Below are 23572 nucleotides of genomic sequence, written 5' to 3' on the forward strand. Positions count from 1 at the left end.
TACCATCTGCACCCCGGTATGACAATATATTTCCCACCAACATACTGGAAAATTTCAACAATTTCAGTTGACATCTTCTTTCTTAAATGATATATTAGAACGCAGATAAATATGTATGTCAATGGAGACAATCGAAACACTTGTTTTGGTTGTCTTTTTTTGTTTTCCGCAGGCACGATTCCCCTTTGCCTGCCTGAAATAAGGAGGTTTTTTTGATGAAAAGCACAGGTGTTGTAAGAAAGCTGGATGATCTCGGAAGAATTACGCTCCCTATTGAGCTCCGACGCAACCTGAATATCGGCGAACATGACCCGCTTGAAATCTTTGTAGATGACGATCGCATTATTTTGAGAAAATATGAAGCCAGTGATATCTTTACCGGCAATATGGATGAACTGATTGATTTCCATGACAAGAAAGTTTCCAAGCAGTCCATTATGGAAATGGCCCGTCTTGCAGGACTTCATGTGATTGAGGGTGTCTGAAAATAAAAAATACTCATTGGCTTAGCCCTCTGATTACATGGATTTCCTTTCGGGTATCTATGTAATCAGAGTGTCACAGTTCTTCGTTCTACTTCGGTCGTTGCAAAACGAGTGCCACTGGCACTCTGCACCCCTCAATCATGATTTGCCTTAATTCATTTTACATCCACCAAATACTGATAAATATCCCGCTTCGTCACACCTCTGTCCGCTGCCACGCGCTTCATCGCTTCTTTCTTCTGAAGGCCTTGGCTCATATACAGCGCCATATGATCTTCAATAGACATACTCTCCCATGACTGCTGCTGTTCCTCATCCAGCTTCTTCTGAGAAACCCCCTCCAGCACAAGCACGATCTCCCCCTTCGGCTCATTGGCCTGATAATAGGCATACGCTTCACCAAGAGTAGCTCTGAACACCGTTTCGTGGCGTTTTGTAATCTCTCGGCATACAGAAACCTTCCTGTCCTCTCCTGCTGCCTCTATCAGCAGCGGAAGTGTCTTCAGCAGCCTGTGCGGGGCCTCATAGAAGACAGTTGTTCTCGTCTCTTTCTTCAAACGTTCAAGAACCACCTGACGTTCCTTCTTATCTGTTGGAAGAAAACCCTCAAAACAGAATCTGCGGGTGGATAAACCGGACAATGTCAATGCCGTAATGCAGGCTGCCGGCCCCGGAAGGGAAGTCACTTCTATTCCCGCTTCGTAACAAAAACGCACCAATTCCTCTCCCGGATCAGAAATTCCGGGTGTACCGGCATCCGTAATCAATGCAATGTTCGTACCGTCTAACATCTGATTAACCAGATATTTTGCCTTATCAATTTTGTTAAACTCATGATAACTTGTCATCGGTACATGTATGTCAAAATGATTCAGCAATTTAATGCTGTTGCGTGTATCCTCCGCAGCAATCAGATCCACCGATTTCAGTGTCTCAAGCACACGATACGTAATGTCATCCAGATTGCCGATAGGCGTTGCGCATAAATATAATTTTCCTGCCATTTCTGCCGATTCCTTTCTTTTCTGCTTCTATGCATCATTTTTTCTTTATCATTTTCTCTGCATCATATTTTCACCCCTTCAGCATCCGGGGCTTTAGGCTTTGCTTAATCATCCCTATTATACTATAATCCCCCCTCAAATCCAACTTCCAAAATACCATCCGGACTACAGAAATTCTCCCATCTATGCTATAATAGAACCAACAACTCAGTACGAGCATTTTTCTTCAAAACATCACCATCAAAGGAGAAATCGACATGGAAGGTACAATCAAATACGTCAATCCCGAACAGAAATACGGCTACATCAAAGCCGAAGGCGAACATGACATCAGTTTCAAGATGAAAGAGGGCAGGGAGTATCCACTGAATGCCCATGTCACTTTCGATCTCATCGTCCTTGAGAATTCCCGAAGATATGCGGACAATATTGTTCTTCAGGAACACGGCCCAAGGAAGCACGGCAAATTGAAGATTTCCAATCCTTATGCCCCATCCAAAATTGAGAATCAGATTGCTGAGAATAAGGAATCCTGTGCCATTATCAGCGAGCTCATCAGCAAATCCCGCGGCACTAAAGAGACTGTATTTCCCTTCAATGACTATGCATATCTGCCGACTTACTACCAGCATCGCCCGGAGAACCAGTGGCTGATCGGTAAGCCAAGCGGCTACTGGATTAACGGCAATTCGCTTCTCTACCTCAAGATCAAGAAGCAGATCCGCTATCAGGGAACAACTCAGGGGAACAGCACAATGGTTCCGAAATATGGCTGCGACAGCCTGCTGCTGGGCAAGCATGTTTACAAGAATATCTGCGCATTTACAAAAAATGCCGGTATTCGCCCTGAATTCTACCATATTGCTTACTTAGATGGCGAGAATTCCGTGGCCATCATCAGTCTGGCGCAGTTGAATACCTTGCTTGAAAAGGGCTACAACGGCATTGCCATCGGCGAATATCCGGGTAAGCGGCCGGATCTGCCTAACCGCTATATGATTCCGGTCACCTGCTTCAAAGAATACCGTTAATAACCGATTTTTATCGGATATAGGATACCGAATGAATGATCCATATTACATGCAGCAGATAAAATGCAGAAAAAAGGCGGATGAATTTTCTCATCCGCCTTTTTTCTGCATTTTATCTGCTGCATCGCTATGCACTTATTCTAATAGCCATAGATATCATAGATCTCCGAAGTATAAACACCGGGCTTCTCATAAACAATTAGAGGCTTTTCAATCTTAATCATGGATTTTGCCCCTCGGATGCCCTCGATCAGCACCATATTCGGTTCTCTGTCCGCCATAGGGTACACCAGTTTCATTCGCTTCGGCTCAAGCTTATACTTCGTCATCGTCTGAAAAATCTCAACCAGTCTGAATGGCCGATGCACCATATAAAACCTGCCGCCGGGCTTTAACACTTTTGCCCCTTCCCGGACAACATCATCCAATGTGCACAATACTTCATGCCTGGCAATTGCCTTTGGCATATCAGGATTCTTCAGCCCATGGGTATCCGTCATATACGGCGGATTCGTCGTCACAACATCAAAAGAAGCAGCCCCGAATATCCCGGATGCCTCTTTGATATCGCCATTGACAATATCTATCTTCTGCTGAAGCCCATTGCAGGCTACACTTCTGGCCGCCATATCCGCACTTTCTTCCTGTATCTCAAGTCCCGTAAAATGCTCACCATCCGTCTTCGCTGCCATCAGAATCGGGATAATGCCTGTACCCGTTCCGAGATCCAGTACCCTTTCACCGCGTTTTGCCCGTGCAAAACCCGAAAGCAGAACAGCATCCATGCCAAAGCAAAACTTTGCCGGATTCTGAATAATACGGTAGCCATTTCTTTGAAGTTCATCAAATCTTTCACCGGGTAATAAATAATCCATTATAATGATGACTTTCCTTCCTTACGGTCCATCGCCTCAAGAGCTTTCAGCTCCGCATCATTCACATTGCCTTTATCTCTGCGGCGTTTCGGACGGAACTTCAGCTGGCTTACCTTATACTCACGGATCTCTTTCTCGTCATTCTCAAGGGTGACGATCACCTTCACAAGCTGTCTCAGTACGCTGACACTCTGTACTTCACCTTTAAAGCCATCATCTGTCGTCACACGATCACCGATATTCGGCAGCTTGCTGTTGAGCCACTCATACGTCTCCTCTTCATTCTTCAGACAGCACATCAGTCGGCCGCAGACACCGCTGATCTTTGTCGGATTCAAAGATAAATTCTGTTCCTTCGCCATCTTAATCGACACAGGTGCAAATTCCGACAAAAATGTATGACAGCAGAGGCTTCTGCCACAGATACCGATACCGCCCATGATCTTCGTCTCATCACGGACACCAATCTGGCGCAGTTCGATACGTGTCTTGAATACCGAAGCCAGATCCTTCACCAGCTCACGGAAATCAATTCGTCCGTCTGCTGTAAAGTAAAAAAGGACTTTATTGTTGTCAAATGTATATTCCGCATCAATCAGCTTCATCTGCAGTTTGTGCTTGGCAATCTTCTCAAGGCAGATCTTAAATGCGTCTTTCTCTTTCTCTTTATTCTTGCGTTCAATCTCATCGTCTTCCGGTGTTGCAAGACGAATGACAGCCTTCAAAGGCTGTATCACTTTGCTGTCGTCTACTTCACGCGGTGCAATGAGCACATGGCCATATTCAATACCTCTCGCAGTCTCCACAATCACATTCTGCCCCACTTCTATATCCAGATCCAGCGGGTCAAAATAATAGATCTTACCTGCGTTTCGGAATCTCACGCCAATTACCTTTACCATTTTAATTCTCCTTTATTGTTAATAGCAGCATCTCCATCGTAATATCAAAATTAACATTGGCATTCAGACGTACTTTTGCCTTCTCCAATGCCTCCATAATGTTATTCAGTCCTTCATAAGAAGACGTCGTAGCTTTCTTCTGAAGGTACTTGTGCTCGTCCTGATACACCAGTTGGTTGATATCTTCTGTCGCTTTGAGGATCAGGACATCCCGATACCAGACCATCATCAGATCGATCAGATCTCTGATATCCATTTTATAAGTGGTCATATCATGAATAGCTGCAACAATTTCATATACTTCCATATCATCCACTCGTTTCAGGAGTCTCAGAAGGAAATCCTGCATTTCCCTGAAATGTTCGGAAGTCGCCATCATGATTGCCTTACCGACATTGCCCTGCGCATAGGCTGCACATACTCTGGCCTGATAATCCGGCAGCTGATACTTCTGCATCAGATACTGCTGGATCAGCTTCGTATCCACGCTTCTCAGATTCATAATAATACATCTTGAACGAACAGTCTGAAGCAGTACATCCAACGTATTCGTCAGAAAAAGAATCACTGCATATTCCGGCGGTTCCTCAATGGTCTTCAGAAGGGCATTCTGAGCCTGAACTGTCATCTTCTCAGCTTCATCTATAATATAAACTTTATATTTGCTGCTGTATGGCTTAATCACAATGTCATTATTAATCTGTTCACGAACTTCATCTACACCGATGCTGTTCGCTTTCTCATGGGTAATCCATTTCACATCCGGGTGATTGCCGCTGTCAAACTGATGGCACGCCCGACACATATTACATGAATCACCATATCCTGCCTCACACACCAGCGCCTTCGCAAAAGCTTTCGCCAGCATATTCTTTCCTGAACCGTTCTCACCGTTTAATATATAAGCGTGAGAGACCTGATGATTCTTAAGTGCACTCCTGAAATGTTCAATAATCTGTTCATGTCCGATAATATCGCCGAAACCTGTCATACATATCACCTCTATCAACAGTATAACATATATTCACTATTTTTTGTACAATTGATGCTTTTTTACACTGTGAATTTTTATTCATTTATTCTTTCAAAATATCTTCACATCACGGACAATCTCCCGGCAGCATGCATCAAAATCAATATTTTGGTAGCGTTTTAAAATGCCCGCTTCAGCAATTTTTTCCTCCGAAAAATCCTGTCGATCTGCCAGATAACGCCGACATAATTCAGCATAATTCGGCACATCCTGCATCCTTTCTCTGGCAAGGGCACGTTCTAAACGCAGACCGTCTTCCACTTCAATATAAAGGGGCACAACCTGTTCTTCCCCGAAATACCGTTTCATCTGATTATACACTTCCAGCGTACCGATCAAAATCGCATTATCCCTGTCCAGACGAATCTGTCCGTCATCCACCGTAAAATAATGCCACGGTCCGTTTATTGTCTCATAGGTCCTGCTTTCAATGACTTTTCCGTTCTGACACATTTTTTCATAAGCGGCCTGATCAACAAAATAGTACCCAACGCCGTTTTCTTCCCCTTTTCTCATTGGTCTGGTGGTGTACGGCACAATTTCTTTCAGGCCCAGCTCCTTATTATCCCTCAAATATCTGAAGATAGCATCTTTTCCCGATGCACTTTTCCCTATCAGGCAAAATAACTTTCCCATATCATTTCTCTTTCTATTGGCATTTTCCTTATTATTTCTATTGCCATTTTTCTTATTATCTATTTTCTGTCATCAGGCAGCGTTCCACCCAATTCCCGGCAAACGATTCTCAGCAAATAATCCGAACATCCCGTTCCTCATACACGCCGCTGACATGCAGTCCATCTGACAGCCACCAATGAATCGTACCAATGACCGCCCCTGTAATCATCTCCCCCGGCGTTACAATCGGAATTCCCGGCGGATACAGATAAATATAGTCCGCTGCAATTTCGCCTGCAGCATCATCCAGCCTGCACAAAATCTTTTTTCTTTGTTCTGCATCGTAAATGGTCATTTTCTGACTGACAACCGGAAGTTTCGCCCAGTCATGCAGCTTCTCCTCTTCATCCAAAGCATCCTTTTTGGCTTCGTTTTGTGCAAGCATCGCATTGATCTTCGCATCTGTCTCCACCAGCGCATGAAGAAGCCGATCATAGCCTTCTTCTGAGTCTCCCACCGCCGTCATGGCAAGCACATATTCTGCTGAAACCATTTCCATCTGAAGATGGTAATCATGTAACAGTATCTCATGAAATTGTCTGCCTGTCATGCCTGTATTTCTCACCGACAAAACTATTTTTGACTTGTCATAATCCTTTGAACATGCAGCGTCCAGCTCTTCGTACTCAGGAAGCTTAATCCAACGGCATTGCTCATGAATGGCATTTCTCAGTTTCTGCAGTCGTTCTGTGTATGCCTTATATAACATTTCACCATTTTCTGACAGCATGTGCAGACAGCCATCAATACTCCCCATCAAAATATATGAAGGACTGCTGGTCTGGTAAATGGTCAGCATTCTTCTGATTCTTTCTCTATCGATCAAATTCCCATTCAAATGGATTAAAGCCGTCTGTGTCATTGCAGGCAGCGTCTTATGCGTGCTCTGGATAACCACATCCGCACCGCATGCCACTGCACTTTTGGGAAAATAATCTGAAAAACAAAAATGTGCTCCATGCGCCTCATCCACAATCACCGGTACACGATGCCTGTGTGCAATCTCACAGATTGCCTCAATATCTGATACCACACCATCATATGTTGGAGATGTAATCACAATTGCCTGGATATTTTGGTGAGTTATCCACATTTTTTCAACATCTTGTGGATAAATCCCTTCGTTTATCCCGTATTTTGTATTTATTGGAGGATAAATATAATAAGGTTTCAAATGATGCAGCTCAATGGCGTGATATACCGCCTTATGACAGTTCCTTGCTGCAAGGATTTCTCCGCCATCCCGGCATATTCCGGCAATCGCTGCAAGAAGCCCCCCTGTGCTGCCATTGACAATAAACGCTGTCTCTTCCGAATGATACAGCTCCGCCGCAAATAGCTGTGCGTCTTTTAAGATGCCTTCCGGTTCATGCAGATTGTCAAATCCATCAATTTCCGTAATATCCATTTCATATAAATGTCCCATCTCTTTTGGACCCAGGCGCCGCTTATGCCCCGGCATATGAAACGGATAGACATCTGTGCGCCCATACGCCTCAAGTCTCTCAAGCAAGGGCTGTTCATCATTTCTTTCTATTTCATTATTTTTGCACATTTTATTCAATCTCCAGCCAGTTTTTTCACGCTCTGCCTCACCCTCCGCAAAAGCAGGACTATTGTTTCAATATAGATAAAAAGGGCTGCCGCGTCATGTCATGAGCCGACAACCCTTTTCCTCTCCTCTATTCTCACTGTCCGCTTCGCATCAGCGTTCCAAATACAGTTTACATAAATCTGCAGTTTCAACCGGCTTCTCCATATGCGGCATTCCCTTTGTGCCCTCCATCCGAACAGCCTCTATTGCAGGATTAAAATGCGTATACCCTGCAATCGTATCATCCATACCCTCCATGGCTTCTCCGCCGATAATATACATGCTGTGATCAATTTGCTTCAATGCATACACAACATTGATTCTCGTATAGTATCCAACCTGGCTGGCATATGCAAAGCGCGCTGCAAATCCGCCCAGATGGGCCGCTTCATAAAACATATCTTCCATGCCTGGTTCAATTCTGTCTTCATTATAATAATATTTCGTCCTAAAATCTCTCTTAACCTTCCATCTGGAATTCGCCAGAACATAATACAGCGTACCCACTAACGGCAGCTGCAGCAGATAACTCAGGCACTTCTGCCGTGGTCCCGGTGTCCTGATCATATGATCCAAGGATTCAGGATTAATAAAAATAAAACGACCATATAATGAAGGCTCATTGTGACAGGCCATCACTGCAATCGACGACGTATCCCCGCTTGTAATAATATCCGTCTTTGTCTTGATCACATGCTTAACAAAATCATTCACTGCCTGCACATACAGATAATTGGTATAGACCATCTTCTCTTTCTGTGATCGGCCGCATCCCGGAAGATCAATCGTATAAACCGTATGATCCTCCGCCAATTCATCAATCATCGACTGCCATTCACAATCTGACCCCGAAGCACTCAGCTGATGCAACAGTAAAACAGGGCGTCCTTCACCTTTTCTTGCATAATATATATCACCAAACCGCCAGTTATAATAAGACTTTTCTTTTGATGTCAACAAATCCTTCATCGTTGACAGGAAAAAAACAAGGCGGTTCATACCATAAACAGCACCTGCCGCAGCAGCTGCAGTTACGATCCCTTTAAGAAGCTTTTTTCTGCTTTCTTTCACACTATCCGCTCCTTTCTGTCAAGTACTATTATTATATGTCATGTTTGCAATATTTACAAGTCTCTATCATAGCTTGCTTCCCGTAATTTGCCTTTATATCATCTTGAAAAAGTGTGGATATTTTTTCAAATCTATTGTAAAATAATAGAACATATGTTAAAAACAATAGAGAACATCTTATACAATCAGCAGATCTACCGCTTTTCAGCTTATTTTCTGTTCAATTATGTTCTTTTTTGTTATTTGTTACCGCTAGCTAACATTTTATAAGTTTAAGCTATCTTTTAGTATAGAAAGGTGTTTTTAATGAAGAATCAAATTGTCAATTTACTGTCTCAGAGCATCGAAGTTCTGACCAGCGAAGAAATCTCACAGCTTATTGAAATTCCACCAAAACCGGAAATGGGTGATTTTGCATTTCCATGTTTCCGTCTTGCCAAATCCTATCACAAGGCGCCTCCTATGATCGCACAGGACCTGAAAGAGTCCATTGGTGATCAGGCATTTTTAAGTGAAATCAAGGTTATAGGTGGTTACCTCAACTTTTATGTCGATAAAGCACAGTATGCACAGCAGATTATCGATAAGTATAACAACACAACTGATTATGGCTGTTCTGATCAGGGTAAGGACAAGACAATCTGTATCGACTACTCTTCACCTAACGTTGCTAAGAATTTCCATGTTGGCCATCTGAGAACAACCATCATCGGTAATTCTCTGTATAAGATTTTCTCCAAGCTCGGTTATAAAGTCGTTCGTATCAATCATCTCGGCGACTGGGGCACTCAGTTCGGCAAATTAATTGTTGCCTACAAGAAATGGGGCAGTCGTGAAGCCGTTGAAGAAAAAGGTATTGAAGAATTAATGGATATCTATGTCAAATTCCACGAAGAGGCTGAAAAGGATGATTCACTGAATGATGAAGCACGTGCCTGGTTTCTGAAGATGGAACAGGGTAACGAAGAAGCCCTTGAGATCTGGCAGTGGTTCCGTGATATCAGCTTAAAGGAATTTATGCGTGTTTACAACATTTTAGGTATGGAATTTGATTCCTTTGCCGGTGAAAGTTTTTATCGCGACAAGACAGCCGATGTTATCAAGCGCCTAACAGATGATGGCTTATTAAAGGAAAGCCAGGGTGCTATGATTGTTCCTCTGGACGAATATGATATGCCGCCTTGTATTGTTGCCAAGAAAGACGGAAGTTCCATCTACGCGACACGAGATCTTGCTGCTATTCTTTATCGTAAGGCAACTTACAACTTTGACCGTTGTCTCTATGTCACAGGTCTTGAACAGAAACTGCATTTTGCACAGGTATTCAAGGTTATTGAATTAATGGGCAACGATTACGCCAAGAATCTTGTGCATATTCCTTATGGTCTCGTAAGCCTTAAGAGCGGTAAGATTTCTTCACGTAAAGGTAATGTTATTTTTGCAGAAGATCTGCTTCGTGAATCAATCAATAAGACAACAAGCATTATTGAAGAGAAGAACCCTGATATTCCTGATAAAGAAGAAGTTGCCAAACAGGTTGGTATCGGTGCTATTATCTTCAATGATTTATACAACCAGCGAATCAAGGATGTCATCTTTGACTGGAACAAGCTGCTGAATTTTGATGGTGAGACAGGTCCTTATGTTCAGTATACTTATGCACGTGCTTCAAGTGTACTGAGAAAGATCGGCGAAGTACCTGATACAATTGACTATACATTATTAACCGACGAAGCATCTATCGGTCTCTTAAAGGAAATTGAAAGATATCCTCAGGTAATCAAAGATGCAGCTGAACGTTATGAGCCTTCAGTTATTGCTCGATACAGCATTGATTTAGCCCATGCATTTAATAAATTCTATCATGAGTGTCAGATCAACGTTGAGGACGAGACAACCAAATATACAAGAACCAATGTTGTAAAGATTGCACGTTACATCATCAAAGACGCTTTATCATTACTTGGTATTCAGTGTCCTGAACAAATGTAATCCGCAACTGTGTGATTTTAAACCGTTGTTTTAAAGAATCTTGATTCTGGTACAAACAAAGCCAATGTTTCACGTGAAACATTGGCTTTTCTATTTGTATAATAGTAGTCGCCTTAGCCTTCCGAATTTGCGTAGGATTTTTCATGTGAAACATCCTCATATCTCCTGCTTGTATTCCAAATGTTTCACGTGAAACATGAAATATACTATTTTTATATGTTTTTCACAAATGTTTCACGTGAAACATTTATAATATAGGTAGATTATTTTTATAAGAAATGTTATAATTTAATGAGCGTTATTAGAGTAATGATTAATCCGGGAATTTTAATCCGGATAATAAAACAGAGTAATATAAGGAGGATTTATGAGCAGAATTATTGCTGTCGCAAACCAAAAAGGTGGCGTAGGAAAAACAACAACAGCTATCAATTTGTCTGCATGTCTGGCAGAAAAGAACAAAAAAGTATTAACTTTAGACATGGATCCTCAGGGGAATACAACAAGTGGGTTAGGCGTAGACAAAAACCAGGCAGAAAACACCGTCTACGAACTGATTCTGGATGAGTCTGAACTTTCTGAATGCATCTATCCAAGCGTTATGGAGAATCTGTCTGTTATTCCATCCAACATCAATTTGTCCGGTGCCGAGATTGAATTGATAGGATTTGAAAACAAAGAATACCTTCTGAAATCCAAACTGGATATGATTAGAAGTGACTATGACTATATTATCATTGACTGCCCGCCATCTTTGAATCTTCTTACAATCAATGCTATGGCTGCAGCGGATTCTGTTATTGTTCCGATCCAATGTGAGTACTATGCCCTTGAAGGTTTATCTCAGTTAATACATACCATTGATTTAATTAAGGAACGATTGAATCCGAAGCTTGAAATAGAAGGCGTTGTTTTCACGATGTATGATGCCAGAACAAACCTTTCTCTACAGGTTGTTGAGAATGTCAAGGAAAATCTGGACAAGAATATTTATAAAACCATTATTCCTAGAAATGTACGACTTGCAGAAGCACCAAGTTACGGAATGCCAATTAATATGTACGATTCCCGATCTGCCGGTGCTGAAGCATATAGATACCTTGCAGAAGAAGTAATTGAGAAAGAGGATGAAAACGAATGGCTGTAAAGAAGAAAAAAGGGCTCGGGCGCGGGCTGGATGCTCTTATCTCCCCAACAACATCACTGACAACACATTCCGAGACAACTGCACCTAAGAAATCCGAATTGCAATCCACATCTTCAAAGACTGAAGCGGATTTAAAGTCAACTCAGAAAGATGCGACCCATTCTTCCAATATTGTTGAGAAAATCGTTGAAGTGCCTGTTGAAAAGGTCGTTGAGAAAATCGTTGAAGTACCTGTCGAGAAAGTTGTAGAGATACCTGTTGAGAAAATTGTTGAAAAAGTCATTGAGAAAAATGCAGAAACACTTGTTAAAATTGATGAAATAGAGCCAAACAGAAGTCAGCCCCGACAAAATTTTGATGAGGATGCACTTCAGGAATTAGCCGATTCTATCAAACTCCACGGCATCATCCAGCCGCTGATTGTACAGAAGAAAGATGATTTCTACACGATTATCGCCGGCGAAAGACGCTGGCGTGCAGCCAGATTGGCCGGACTCACAGAAATCCCCGTTATTATTAAGGATTACACGCCAATGGAGAGTATGGAGATTGCATTGATTGAGAATCTTCAGCGTGAAGACCTGAATCCAATTGAGGAAGCCATTGCCTTCCAGAAATTAATTGATGAATACGGCTTAAAGCAGGAAGAAGCAGCCGAAAAAGTATCCAAGAGTCGAACTGCTGTAACAAATTCTCTGCGTCTGTTAAAACTGGACAACAGAGTTAAACAAATGATCGTTGACGAAATGATTTCAAGCGGACATGGCCGTGCATTACTGGCTATTACAGACCCTGAACTGCAATATACACTGGCCATGAAAATATTTGACAACAAATTAAGCGTACGCGAAACAGAACGCTTAATCAAAAACATGCTTGCTGACAAGAAAAATAAGAAGGCCGGTATTGACCCACAGACAGCCATTATCTATCATCAGTTAGAGGATAAAATCAAGTCAATCATTGGTACAAAAGTTCAGATTAATGCAAAAAGCAATAAAAAAGGCCGCATTGAAATAGAATATTACTCTGAAGAGGATCTTGAAAGAATTGTTTCTTTATTAGAAACAATTAAATAATACTTAAACTAACAAGGAGGTAAAAATGGAAAGTAAAATCTTTGCCAAATTAAATTTTGATCCGGGCATATTAGTTATACTTTCACTTATCCTGACTGTTGTGGCAATTGTACTTGTCATTATGCTTGTCTTAAGACAGTCACGACTTGAAATGAATTATAAAATCTTTATGAAAGGTAAAAATGGAAAAACCCTTGAGGATACCTTCAAAGCACAATTTGATGATATTGATCTTGTAAAAGAGCAGACAGACTTACTTCATAAACGCATGATGTATGTAGAAAAGAGTTTAAACCGTTCCTATCAGAAATGCGGCGTTGTTAAATATGATGCATTTAAGGAATTAGGCGGTCAATTAAGTTTTGCCTATGCACTTCTCAATGACAGCAATACTGGTTTTGTTATGAACTGTATCCATAGCCGTGAAGGTTCTTATACATATATCAAGGACATCGTACGCGGTGAATGCGAACTGCCATTAAGCGAAGAGGAAGCAGAAGCTGTCAAAAATGCAATTGCATCTAACTCACCACAACCGACAACAACCACCATTGCCGGAGGCAAGAAAATTCGAAAAATCACCAAATCAAAGGCACAGTCTGAAGAGACGCCTTCGAAAAAAGAAGCTGTTGCTAAGAAGAAATCTGCTTCTCAGTCAACCACGAAAGAAAATGAATAAAACACTTGCAATAAAAAAGATCCTGAATCAAATGCGACTCGGGATCTTTTTACGATTGTTAATGACAACATTTATGTGTATTAAAATACTGTTTCAAATCCAGGGATAAATGATTATTTTCAATTGAAAAACCATATTTCTTAAAATAATCAGGCATATGATAAATATCATTGCTTACCAGATAATGTGCACCGCTCTGATAAGCTTTGTCAAAAATCATATGCATAATGAAATCGCCGTAACCATTCTTTCTGAACTCAGGAAGCACAGCCAATCCATCAAATTTGAAAACACCATCAAAATCAAAGATCAGTCTGGCCGTTCCCACCGGTATCTCGTTTTCATTATACAAAAGAAGATAAATCGCCATGTCTTCACTATTAGAATTTTTCCAAGTTTCAACATTCTCATTCATATCTTCTTCAAAAACATCCTGATAAATCTTCATACATTTACTGAGATCATCATTCATTGTATTGAGATAAACGCCTCTAATCATGTTCTGCCTCCCTATTGTAATGGCTCTTTCGATGGTGTGCCAGCTTTTCTCGGATATTTTTTTCCTGTTGATTTGATTTTTTTAATCGGAACCAATGTCCTCGCAAAATCTGTCTCAGGAAGCACAAAACTACAGACCTTCCCGATTTCTCCTCCAAGAATTCTGATTGCCTTTTCTGATTCTCTTAATTCATTATCCACATTCCCGGATTTGTATGAGACAAATTGTCCACCGATTTTTACAAATGGTACACAATACTCGCTTAATGTTGATAGATTAGCCACTGCACGCGATGTGCAAAGATCATACTGCTCACGATACTCTTTTCTATGGCCAAAATCTTCAGCACGTCCATGGCATGTCTCAACATTTTCCAAGCCCAACGTTTCTACAACTTCATTCAGAAAATTAATTCTCTTGTTCAACGAATCCAATAATGTGATTTTCAGATGCGGAAAGGCAATCTTCAGAGGAATCCCCGGAAATCCGGCACCGGTTCCCACGTCAATGGCACTCTGAACCTGGTGCATATCCACCGCATTGACAATCGATAGACTGTCAATATAATGCTTATCAATAAATTCGTCAAATTCAGTAATTCCAGTCAGGTTCATGACCTTGTTTTTTTCTACAACCATTTCATAATATGTTACATATTGATTATATTGTTTGTCACTTAATTCAATATGTAACATATTAACTTTTTTCTTAAAGCTTTCAATCGAATACATATTTTTCCTCATTTATTCTCTATTGGCGGTTTCATGTGTATCATTTTCCGGCTTTTCATCGTTGTGCATGTCCTGCATATGCTGCTTCTGACCACCCTGAGACAAATGAATCAGCAAAACAGAAATATCTGCAGGTGTAACACCGGATATACGTGACGCCTGGCCGATTGAAACCGGTTTAATCTTATCCAGCTTCTGCTGTGCCTCAATTCTAAGGCCATGGATATCTGAATAACAGATATCTTCCGGAAGTGTCTTACTTTCAAGTTTCTTAAACTTCTCTACCTGACTCAACTGACGTTTTATATAGCCATCATATTTAATGCTGATCTCTACCTGATCAGTCACCTCATCCGGCAATTCAGGTCTATCCTCATCAATATCCGCCAACATCTTATAATTCAGCTCAGGTCTGCGGATCAACTCAGCCAATGTAGCAGCTGTTTTCAATGGTGTACTGCCGCATGCTTCCAACAATTTCTGTGTCTTCGGACCCGCACCGATATTGACATGGCTGACACGTTCAATCTCCCGATAAATCAACACTTCCTTCTGAAGCAGGTGTTGATATCTTATATCATCAATCAGACCGATATCATGACCAATTGCTGTTAATCTCTGATCAGCATTATCCTGTCTGAGAAGCAGTCTGTATTCTGCCCTGGATGTCATCATTCGGTACGGTTCATGGGTTTCTTTCGTAACCAGATCATCAATCAGAACACCAATATAAGCATCCGAACGCTTCAGGATCACCTGCTCCCTTCCAAGCACCTTCATCGCCGCATTAATACCGGCCATCAATCCCTGTGCCGCCGCTTCCTCGTATCCCGAACTGCCATTAAACTGACCGCCGCTGAACAGACCACTGATTTTCTTGAATTCCAACGTTGGTTTCAACTGCGTAGCCGGAATACAATCATATTCTATCGCATAAGCATTACGGACAATCTTCGCATGTTCAAGTCCCGGCACCGTATGATACATCTGATACTGAACATCCTCCGGAAGAGAACTGGACATACCTCCCACATACATTTCATTCGTATAAAGCCCCTCAGGCTCCAGAAAAACCTGATGTCTGTTTTTATCGGCAAACTTGACAACCTTATCCTCAATAGACGGACAATATCTTGGCCCTGTTCCCTCAATAATACCCGCATAAATCGGTGAACGATCCAAATTGTTTCTGATGATCTGATGTGTTTCCTCATTGGTATAAGTCAGCCAGCAAGAAACCTGCTCCTTCTGTACCGATGCCGGATCCGTTGTAAATGAAAACGGCACAACCGTCTCATCTCCAAACTGCTCCGCCATCTTACTGAAATCAATGGTTCTCTTGTCCATTCTGGCCGGAGTTCCGGTCTTAAAACGTACCAGCTCAATCCCCTCTCTCTTAAGGGCTTCAGACAGATCATTAGCCGCCTTTAATCCGTTTGGACCTGTATAAGTAATTGTTTCACCGCACAAACATCTGGCCTTCAAATAAGTACCTGTGGCAAGCACAGCCGCTTTACATGGATAAATTCCGCCTGTATGAGTCTTCACACCTGTCATACATCCTTCTTCCACGATAATGTCCACAATCTCAGCCTGTTTGATTGTCAGATTATCTGTATTCTCAAGGGTCTGGCGCATTTTTCGGCTGTAATCCGCTTTATCAGCCTGTGCACGGAGAGAATGAACCGCAGGTCCCTTTGAACTATTTAACATTTTTGACTGAATGAATGTCTTATCTATATTCTTTCCCATCTCACCGCCAAGGGCATCGATTTCCCTGACAAGATGTCCCTTTGAGCTGCCGCCAATATTCGGATTGCAAGGCATCATTGCAATGCTTTCAACACTAATTGTAAAAATAATCGTCTTAAGTCCAAGACGCGCACAGGCGAGGGCCGCTTCACAGCCTGCATGTCCAGCGCCTATGACCGCCACATCGTATGCTTCGTATTTATATTCCACCGTTTTGTACTCCTTTATTTTCCCATGCAGAAATCACTGAAAATTGTATCCACCAGATCATCTTCCACTGCTTCACCAATAATATGTCCCAGCTGCTCATAAGCATCCATCAGATCTATTGAGAAGAAATCCTCCGGCATCCCATCTTCTATGCTGTGCATCACCATTTTGAGGCTTTCAAGCGCTGCTGCAATCGCAGCTTTATGTCTCACGTTGGTAATGCAAAGCTCATCGTTGTAGTGAATATCACCTGCGAAAAACATGTCTTTCAATGTATCCTCGAAAATATCCAATCCTGTTTCTTCTCTGGCTGATATTTCAATTATCGGTGCCTGCAGCTGCTTCTCAATATCTGAGCGTGACACAACCGGCCGGAGATCTGATTTATTCATCAGCACAATGACCTTTTTGCTCTGGATCATTCGAATAATATCATCGTCATTCTGATCCATCTCCGTTGAACTATCTACAACATAGATGATCAGATCCGCTTCCTCCGCAAAGTCGATTGCCTTCCTGACACCGATTTTCTCCACAACATCCTCTGTCTGACGAATGCCGGCCGTATCGATAATATTCAGCGGAATACCATGTATACTGACATGTTCCTCCAGCGTATCCCTGGTTGTGCCGGCAATTTCCGTGACAATGGCTCTATTCTCACCCAGAAGTACATTCATCAATGAAGACTTTCCTGCATTCGGCTTTCCCAGGATAACAGTCTTGATTCCCTCCTTGACCAGACGGCCATTATCTGCGGAATCCAACATTTTCTGAAGTTCTGCCATATACCCGCGCACCTGAACAGCCAACTCATCGCCAAAACCTTCTGCCTGAATATGTTCAGGATCATCCAGAGCCGCTTCAATAAACGCAATATTGCCTATAATTCCTTTTCTTAACTTCTCTATCCTTTTCTTAACACTTCCTCTTAACTGGTTCAGAGAACTCTCCAGTGCCATATCACTTTTCGCATTAATAACATCAATCACTGCCTCCGCCTGAGACAGATCAATCCGTCCATTCAAAAAGGCACGCTTTGTAAATTCTCCCGGTTCTGCCAGTCTGGCGCCGTATTTCAATACCGTCTCAAGGAGCTTTTTCATAACAACCACACCGCCGTGACAATCTATCTCGACAACGTCCTCTCTTGTATAGCTGTTCGGCCCCCTCATAATCAATACCATGACCTCATCAATGAGGCAGTCTCCATCATAAATATAGCCATAGTGAATCGTATGTGTTGAGACATCACTCAGTCTCTTTCTGCCGCCAGGGCTTCTGTAGATTCGGTCAACAATCGTCACCGCATCATCGCCGCTGAGCCTTACTTTTCCGATACCTGCATTCGTCATGCCTGTGGATATCGCTGCAATTGTGTCACTCTGCATTTTCTACCTCCTGCACATCCCGGCACCAAGTGCCCTTTCGGTGTCACAGAAAATTCCACCCAAATTCCTGCCGACACAAAAAAGCTGCCGCATCCCGGGCTTCGTATTCCATCAAATAGAATACACGCCTTACTGATGCGACAGCTCCCTGATCATATGCCAGATTTATACATTCAAGAACGCCTCCGGCGTGCTGCCTGCATCAGACATTATCATTACTATCGTTATTCTCATTATTCTCCGCAGGTCTTTCAACTTCTTCACGGCTGTAAGAACGTTCTCTTCTATAGCCTCTCTCGCGGTTATAATTATTTTCACGATTATAGCGTCCCTCACGGTTGTAACCACTTCTAGGACTTCTCTCCCGGTAATCTTTCTTTAAAGTAATCACAACCTTACGGTATGGTTCCTCACCTTCACTGTGTGTTTCTACATAACGGTCATTCTGAAGTACAGAATGAATCACACGGCGCTCATAAGGATTCATTGGCTCAAGGGATACCGGTCGTCTTGTTCTCTTCACCTTATAGGCAAGATTCTTCGCAAGATTCTCAAGTGTTGCCTTTCTTCTCTCACGATAATTCTCTGTGTCCACTTTAATGCGGATATAAGAATCACTTTCCTTGTTCACAACCAGACTGATGATGTACTGAAGAGAATCCAGTGTCTGTCCTCTCTTACCGATCAGCAGACCCATGACTTCACCATCAAAGACAATATTCATTGTTCTGCTCTCTTCATCATAATCCACTGTACTATTGACATCCACATTCATGGCTTTAAACAGTCTTGCAAGGAAATCCTTTGTATGGTCAAGAAGATTGAACTTCTTACGTGCTTTAATCACTGCCGGCTTGCTGCCGATCAGTCCTAAGAAACCTGTGCTTCCTTCAGTAATTACTTCATATTCAATCTTATCGCTTGGCACTTCAAGCTTAATAGCAGCTTCGGAAATAGCATCTTCAACTGTCTTCGCACTTACTTCAATATATTCCATGCGTGTAATCCCCCAAATTAATCGTCATGTCGATTCAGCATATGCGCATATCCGGATATGGACTTCTTATCCGCCTCTGCATTGTTCTTATCAACCTTCTTGCTGCTCTTTCCTCCGGCATTGGAAGATTCACTCTTCTTCTCTGCCTTTGCATCTCCATTGCCTTTGCCTGCATTAGCAATCTGAGAAATAGAACGACGATCAATATTCTTTGTCTTCATAGCTGCATATTCTTCAAGTTTTGCGTTCTGTTCACCGCGTTTCTCGGCTTTCTTTGCAGCTTTCTCTTTATTAGCCTCAATGATATCATCTACACTCTTGTTATTAAAGAACTTATCAATAAACAGGTAAATGATTGTTCTGAATACAGCACTTGCGATCCAGTAAATACCCATACCGGAAGGAAGTGTAATACAGAAGAACACAGACATCAACGGCATCATCATGTTCATCGTATTCATTGTGCTGCCCATTGTAGAATCCAGATCCGGTTTAGGCTGACTTCTCTGGGAAACCTTCAGGTTCGCCCACTGTGAAACACCTGCAAGAATCGGAATCAGTACACCTGGGAAAATACCTTTGAAGCCATTACCAAAAATAACCGGTGCATCCGCAATATTCAATCCGCCCGGAATACTGTTCATTCTGATGATTTCTGAAGAATACTGAGAAATCGCATTCACAACATCTGCACTGCCTGAAAATGCATCGCTGACGGCACTCCATCCTGTACTCTTAACAACATAAAGTGCATCAATAACCTTATTGATATTGCTAATATCAAAATTGGAAACTCTCAGACTCATTTCCTTGATCAGTGTTGTCATAATATCGCCGGCACCTGATGCACTCATGATTGGCTGGGCAATATGTTCATAAATCTCACGTACCGGTTCAACATAAGCCGGTACATTATAAATAACACGATACAATGCAAACAGGATTGGCAGCTGGATCAGCATCGGCAGACATCCGCCTGTCGGACTTGCACCGTACTTGTCATAAATTGCCTGTGTCTCAGCCTGCATCATACGCATAGACTTTTCATCTTTACGGTTCTGATACTTCTTCTGAACCTTCTGAAGTTCGGGGTTCATCAAAGAAGACATCTTCGAAAACTTCTGCTGCTTGACCGTCAATGGAATCATCAGCACATTGATAACCAACGTAAACAAAATAATTGTCAGAGCTACATTATTAATACCGAAAATCTGAAGAAATCGATAAATGTAGTTCATAATGAAACCGAGGATAATAGCAAAAGGCTTCAAAATGCCCCCGGTCTGTGTCAAAACTAAAATACTCAACGTATTGCCCTCCTTGGTTTATGGAACAGGATCATAACCACCCTTCGCAAACGGATGACATCTTAAAATTCTTCTGGCTGCCAGATAACTCCCTTTAACAGCACCATACTTCATAATAGCTTCAATTGCATACTGCGAACAGGTCGGAATATAAATACAGCATCCCCTTTTCATCGGCGAGATATATTTTCTGTAAAATCTGATCATCGCTATTAAAATTCTACTCATTTTGCTCATTACGGCTCTTTTCCAAAACTCTGTGGATATCTGCCACATGCATCAATGCCTTCTCCAATGTGTGATAATCAATCTTCTTTGCATTGACTCTGACAATAAATATGATATCCAGTCCCTTTTTAAAATGATGTTCATTTAAACGATAAATTTCTCTGATCAAACGTGTCAGATGATGTCTGACAACGCTATTGCCAACCTTTTTACTGACAGATATACCAATTCTGTTCTTCTCTGTTCCATTCTTCATCACGTACATGACCAAATATTTATTCGCACGTGACTTTCCATTACCATATACAGTTTTAAAATCCCTGTTTTTCTTTAATGATTCTGAATATTCCATTCTATTCTTCCATTTCTTTCTCAAAATTATATCATGGTTATCATCGAATCATCCCGAATAAGAAAGAAAAAGGCCACAAATCTGCGGCCTAAGCTGACATCTATGATACCATATGAAACGGTACGATTATGCTGATAAAACTTTTCTTCCTTTAGCTCTTCTGGCTGCTAAAACTTTTCTGCCGTTAGCAGTGCTCATTCTCTTTCTGAAGCCGTGTACTTTAGATCTCTGTCTTGTCTTTGGCTGGAATGTCATCTTCATAGGTATACACCTCCTTTATTCTTCCTGCGCTGTCTATAAAATTACAGACTAACGTTATTGTATTATCTAATCTATTCTATTATATTAGTTTGCCCTCATTCCGTCAAGTAAAACAATTATTTTTTTTCACGATTTTTTGCAGCATTTTCCACGATTTATCGACATATAGGTGCTATGTGGATTTATCCACAATTTACTCACTACTGGTTGTGGAAAAATTTTGTTTTTCATAACCTTATCCACAAAAAGTGGATAACTTGTGGATAACTTGTGGATTAATATTGGATAAATACCAGATTTTCAGTATTTATGCTATTTTAAGAGGTGTGTATAATTTGAATAACTTATTCACAGCCCCTATTTTTCCACGATTTTCGTCCAATCTTATGTAAACCCACTGGGGCGATTTTCCATATTATACACACCGGTGGATAAAAGTTATCCACAATTTCCACACAAGATTTCACCAAAAGCATTGTAAAAAAATTTAAAATGTTATAAAATATTTAGTAAGTAAACTATAATTAGGGGGATTATCGTGATTAACAAAATTCGAGAAAACTGGGATCAGATATTGGATATTATGAGAATTGAGCATGACATTTCTCCCGTTGCTTTTAACACATGGATAAAGCCTTTAACTGTCTATTCTGTCGAAGGTCATACAATTACCATTCTCGTCAACAATGAACTTGAGCAAATGTGCAGCTATATAAAGAAAAAGTTCGAACAGCCTCTGAAAGTCACTATTTCAGAGTATTTTAATGACGTTTATGATATTCACATTACGACCAGCGAAGAACTCGGCAAAATTGAGGCCACCCAGACTGTAGAGCCGGAGAAAAAACCTGCTGCATCGATCATTACAAACAAAACGCTGAATCCTAATTACACATTTGATACTTTTGTCGTTGGCAAAAACAACGAACTTGCCCACGCAACAGCTCTGGCTGTCGCATCAGATCCCGGAGATTACGGCAATCCGCTGTTCATCTACGGAGGTGTTGGACTTGGAAAGACGCATTTGATGCATTCCATCGCACATTACATTCTTTCCTACAATCCAGATTACAAAATTATATACACAACGACAGAAACATTCTCCAATGAATTAATTTCAGCCATCAAGAACAAAACCCAGGAGGCATTTAAAGATAAGTACCGGAATATTGATATGCTCCTGATCGATGATATTCAGTTCATTGCCGGCAAAGACAGTACAATGGAAGAATTTTTCCATACATTTAACACACTGTATGAAAATAAAAAACAGATCGTTATTTCATCCGATAAACCGCCAAAAGATATTGTCGGTGTCGAAGATCGTCTGATCTCCCGATTCAAAGTCGGATTAACCGTTGATGTACAGCCACCGGATTATGAAACCCGTGTTGCTATCCTGGTAAAAAGAGCTGAACTTGAACATATTAATATAGAAGTAGATGCGCTTCATTATGTTGCTGATCATATCAGCTCCAATATCCGAGAACTTGAAGGCGCACTGCGCCAGATTTACAACTTTTCACGTCTGAAACACGCAGACAGAATTGATACCGATCTGGCCCGTGAAGCATTAAAGGATATTATTGCACCGGATGAAGCAAGACCGATCACTCCGGAAGTCATCATAGAGACAGTAACAGAGCACTATAATTATAAGGTAACAAAAGATGATATTCTTGGTAAAAACCGAAGCCGCGATATCTCTTATCCACGACAGATCTGTATGTATCTCTGTGAGAAATACACTGGGCTTTCATTAGCAGCGATCGGTGCTGCGTTGGGCAATAAAGATCATACAACGGTTCTTCATGGCATCAAGAAGATTAAGACTGACTTGGAGAAGGATGAGCAGTTACGCAGTACAATTGATATTATCACCAAGAAGTTAAACCCTCCAAAGTAGCATAAACTCTGGATAAAACGAGTTTTCCACCGAATTTCCACAGGAGTTATCCACAATTTGTTGATGGTTTATTTGCGTTGTGAATAACCTGTGGATAGTGCAGTGGACAAGCGGTGGATACTCATTTTTTACCTTTCCCGCGAAGCGGGACGCGATTTTAAAAATTGTGGAAAAATGCCATGTTATCCTATTTTTTTTCAACAGTTATTCACAGTGATTTCACTACCAGAAGTCAGCATTTATCACGGTTGTAGAGCTTATCCACAATATAAACGCCCCCTACAACTACTACAACATTATCATATATATATTTATGTATATGCACACCTCTCTTTTTTATGACTGTTAACTTTTGTGGATAACATCAC

The 23572-nt window shown here is 41.4% G+C and carries 23 protein-coding genes; 7 read left to right on the forward strand and 16 right to left on the reverse strand.

The features are described from left to right. The first annotated feature begins 215 nt into the window (after positions 1–215). Positions 216–485 carry an AbrB/MazE/SpoVT family DNA-binding domain-containing protein gene (locus NBH03_RS12265; RefSeq protein WP_015513017.1) on the forward strand — a complete coding sequence of 90 codons (270 nt, stop codon included), beginning with the start codon at positions 216–218 and terminating at the stop codon, positions 483–485. A 155-nt stretch (positions 486–640) separates the two neighbouring features. On the opposite strand, the gene rsmI is transcribed toward NBH03_RS12265, so the two are convergent. Continuing rightward, on the reverse strand, positions 641–1489 hold the full coding sequence (rsmI, locus tag NBH03_RS12270; RefSeq protein WP_250799758.1) for a 16S rRNA (cytidine(1402)-2'-O)-methyltransferase: 849 nt from the start codon (positions 1487–1489) through the stop codon (positions 641–643). Positions 1490–1746: 257 nt separating this feature from the next. Between rsmI and NBH03_RS12275 the strand changes: the two genes are divergently transcribed. Next, entirely contained in the window at positions 1747–2520 is a 774-nt protein-coding gene (locus NBH03_RS12275) for a hypothetical protein (RefSeq protein WP_250799759.1), read from the forward strand. Positions 2521–2660: 140 nt separating this feature from the next. On the opposite strand, the gene NBH03_RS12280 is transcribed toward NBH03_RS12275, so the two are convergent. The 6 genes from NBH03_RS12280 to NBH03_RS12305 all read right to left on the reverse strand — a co-directional run bounded on the left by NBH03_RS12280 (position 2661) and on the right by NBH03_RS12305 (position 8673). Beyond that, a complete protein-coding gene (locus NBH03_RS12280) occupies positions 2661–3395 on the reverse strand; it encodes a tRNA1(Val) (adenine(37)-N6)-methyltransferase (protein ID WP_117528522.1) in 735 nt (244 codons plus the stop codon). Then, positions 3395–4297 carry a PSP1 domain-containing protein gene (locus tag NBH03_RS12285; protein WP_117528523.1) on the reverse strand — a complete coding sequence of 301 codons (903 nt, stop codon included), beginning with the start codon at positions 4295–4297 and terminating at the stop codon, positions 3395–3397. The genes NBH03_RS12280 and NBH03_RS12285 overlap by 1 nt, the downstream gene beginning before the upstream one ends. Before the next feature lies 1 nt (position 4298). Continuing rightward, entirely contained in the window at positions 4299–5288 is a 990-nt protein-coding gene (gene holB, locus NBH03_RS12290) for a DNA polymerase III subunit delta' (protein ID WP_015513010.1), read from the reverse strand. Between the two features lie 93 nt (positions 5289–5381). Then, positions 5382–5966 carry a nucleoside/nucleotide kinase family protein gene (locus NBH03_RS12295; RefSeq protein ID WP_250799760.1) on the reverse strand — a complete coding sequence of 195 codons (585 nt, stop codon included), beginning with the start codon at positions 5964–5966 and terminating at the stop codon, positions 5382–5384. 109 nt (positions 5967–6075) lie between these two features. Then, positions 6076–7563, reverse strand: coding sequence for an aminotransferase class I/II-fold pyridoxal phosphate-dependent enzyme (locus tag NBH03_RS12300; RefSeq protein ID WP_250799761.1), 1488 nt, complete (start codon positions 7561–7563; stop codon positions 6076–6078). A gap of 150 nt (positions 7564–7713) precedes the next feature. Further along, positions 7714–8673 carry an alpha/beta hydrolase gene (locus NBH03_RS12305; protein ID WP_250799762.1) on the reverse strand — a complete coding sequence of 320 codons (960 nt, stop codon included), beginning with the start codon at positions 8671–8673 and terminating at the stop codon, positions 7714–7716. A gap of 306 nt (positions 8674–8979) precedes the next feature. On the opposite strand from NBH03_RS12305, the gene argS reads away from it, so the two are divergent. From argS to NBH03_RS12325, 4 genes are all read left to right on the forward strand, one after another. Beyond that, positions 8980–10665: an arginine--tRNA ligase gene (argS, locus tag NBH03_RS12310; protein ID WP_250799763.1), complete on the forward strand. Its 1686-nt coding sequence runs from the start codon at positions 8980–8982 to the stop codon at positions 10663–10665. A 367-nt stretch (positions 10666–11032) separates the two neighbouring features. Beyond that, positions 11033–11812, forward strand: a complete 780-nt coding sequence (locus tag NBH03_RS12315; RefSeq protein ID WP_015513005.1) for a ParA family protein — start codon at positions 11033–11035, stop codon at positions 11810–11812. Next, the gene (locus NBH03_RS12320) at positions 11803–12891 is read left to right on the forward strand and encodes a ParB/RepB/Spo0J family partition protein (RefSeq protein ID WP_250799764.1); all 1089 of its coding nucleotides are present in this window, start codon (positions 11803–11805) and stop codon (positions 12889–12891) included. Before NBH03_RS12315 ends, NBH03_RS12320 begins: the two co-directional genes overlap by 10 nt. 25 nt (positions 12892–12916) lie before the next feature. Further along, positions 12917–13570: a DUF4446 family protein gene (locus tag NBH03_RS12325; RefSeq protein WP_227082434.1), complete on the forward strand. Its 654-nt coding sequence runs from the start codon at positions 12917–12919 to the stop codon at positions 13568–13570. Positions 13571–13628: 58 nt separating this feature from the next. On the opposite strand, the gene NBH03_RS12330 is transcribed toward NBH03_RS12325, so the two are convergent. From NBH03_RS12330 to rpmH, 9 genes are all read right to left on the reverse strand, one after another. Beyond that, positions 13629–14069 carry a GNAT family N-acetyltransferase gene (locus NBH03_RS12330; RefSeq protein WP_015513002.1) on the reverse strand — a complete coding sequence of 147 codons (441 nt, stop codon included), beginning with the start codon at positions 14067–14069 and terminating at the stop codon, positions 13629–13631. An 11-nt stretch (positions 14070–14080) separates the two neighbouring features. Further along, entirely contained in the window at positions 14081–14800 is a 720-nt protein-coding gene (rsmG, locus tag NBH03_RS12335; protein ID WP_117528532.1) for a 16S rRNA (guanine(527)-N(7))-methyltransferase RsmG, read from the reverse strand. A 12-nt stretch (positions 14801–14812) separates the two neighbouring features. After that, positions 14813–16762 (reverse strand): tRNA uridine-5-carboxymethylaminomethyl(34) synthesis enzyme MnmG, encoded by a 1950-nt coding sequence (gene mnmG, locus NBH03_RS12340; RefSeq protein ID WP_250799765.1) that lies wholly within the window; start codon positions 16760–16762, stop codon positions 14813–14815. Between the two features lie 14 nt (positions 16763–16776). After that, positions 16777–18153 carry a tRNA uridine-5-carboxymethylaminomethyl(34) synthesis GTPase MnmE gene (gene mnmE, locus NBH03_RS12345; protein ID WP_117539781.1) on the reverse strand — a complete coding sequence of 459 codons (1377 nt, stop codon included), beginning with the start codon at positions 18151–18153 and terminating at the stop codon, positions 16777–16779. Between the two features lie 202 nt (positions 18154–18355). Beyond that, a complete protein-coding gene (jag, locus tag NBH03_RS12350) occupies positions 18356–19150 on the reverse strand; it encodes an RNA-binding cell elongation regulator Jag/EloR (protein ID WP_250799766.1) in 795 nt (264 codons plus the stop codon). 17 nt (positions 19151–19167) lie between these two features. Next, positions 19168–20457, reverse strand: coding sequence for a YidC/Oxa1 family membrane protein insertase (locus NBH03_RS12355; RefSeq protein WP_117539783.1), 1290 nt, complete (start codon positions 20455–20457; stop codon positions 19168–19170). An 18-nt stretch (positions 20458–20475) separates the two neighbouring features. Next, complete coding sequence (gene yidD / locus NBH03_RS12360) at positions 20476–20685, reverse strand: membrane protein insertion efficiency factor YidD (protein ID WP_207658540.1); 210 nt, start codon at positions 20683–20685, stop codon at positions 20476–20478. Beyond that, the gene (rnpA, locus tag NBH03_RS12365; RefSeq protein WP_015512997.1) at positions 20678–21037 is read right to left on the reverse strand and encodes a ribonuclease P protein component; all 360 of its coding nucleotides are present in this window, start codon (positions 21035–21037) and stop codon (positions 20678–20680) included. The genes yidD and rnpA overlap by 8 nt, the downstream gene beginning before the upstream one ends. 126 nt (positions 21038–21163) lie before the next feature. Then, the gene (rpmH, locus tag NBH03_RS12370) at positions 21164–21298 is read right to left on the reverse strand and encodes a 50S ribosomal protein L34 (RefSeq protein ID WP_015512996.1); all 135 of its coding nucleotides are present in this window, start codon (positions 21296–21298) and stop codon (positions 21164–21166) included. Positions 21299–21836: 538 nt separating this feature from the next. On the opposite strand from rpmH, the gene dnaA reads away from it, so the two are divergent. Beyond that, on the forward strand, positions 21837–23204 hold the full coding sequence (dnaA, locus tag NBH03_RS12375) for a chromosomal replication initiator protein DnaA (protein ID WP_117528537.1): 1368 nt from the start codon (positions 21837–21839) through the stop codon (positions 23202–23204). The last annotated feature ends 368 nt before the right edge of the window (positions 23205–23572 follow it).

Origin of the sequence: Coprococcus intestinalis, assembly GCF_023656595.1 — a bacterium.
Classification (GTDB): domain Bacteria; phylum Bacillota; class Clostridia; order Lachnospirales; family Lachnospiraceae; genus Coprococcus_A; species Coprococcus_A intestinihominis.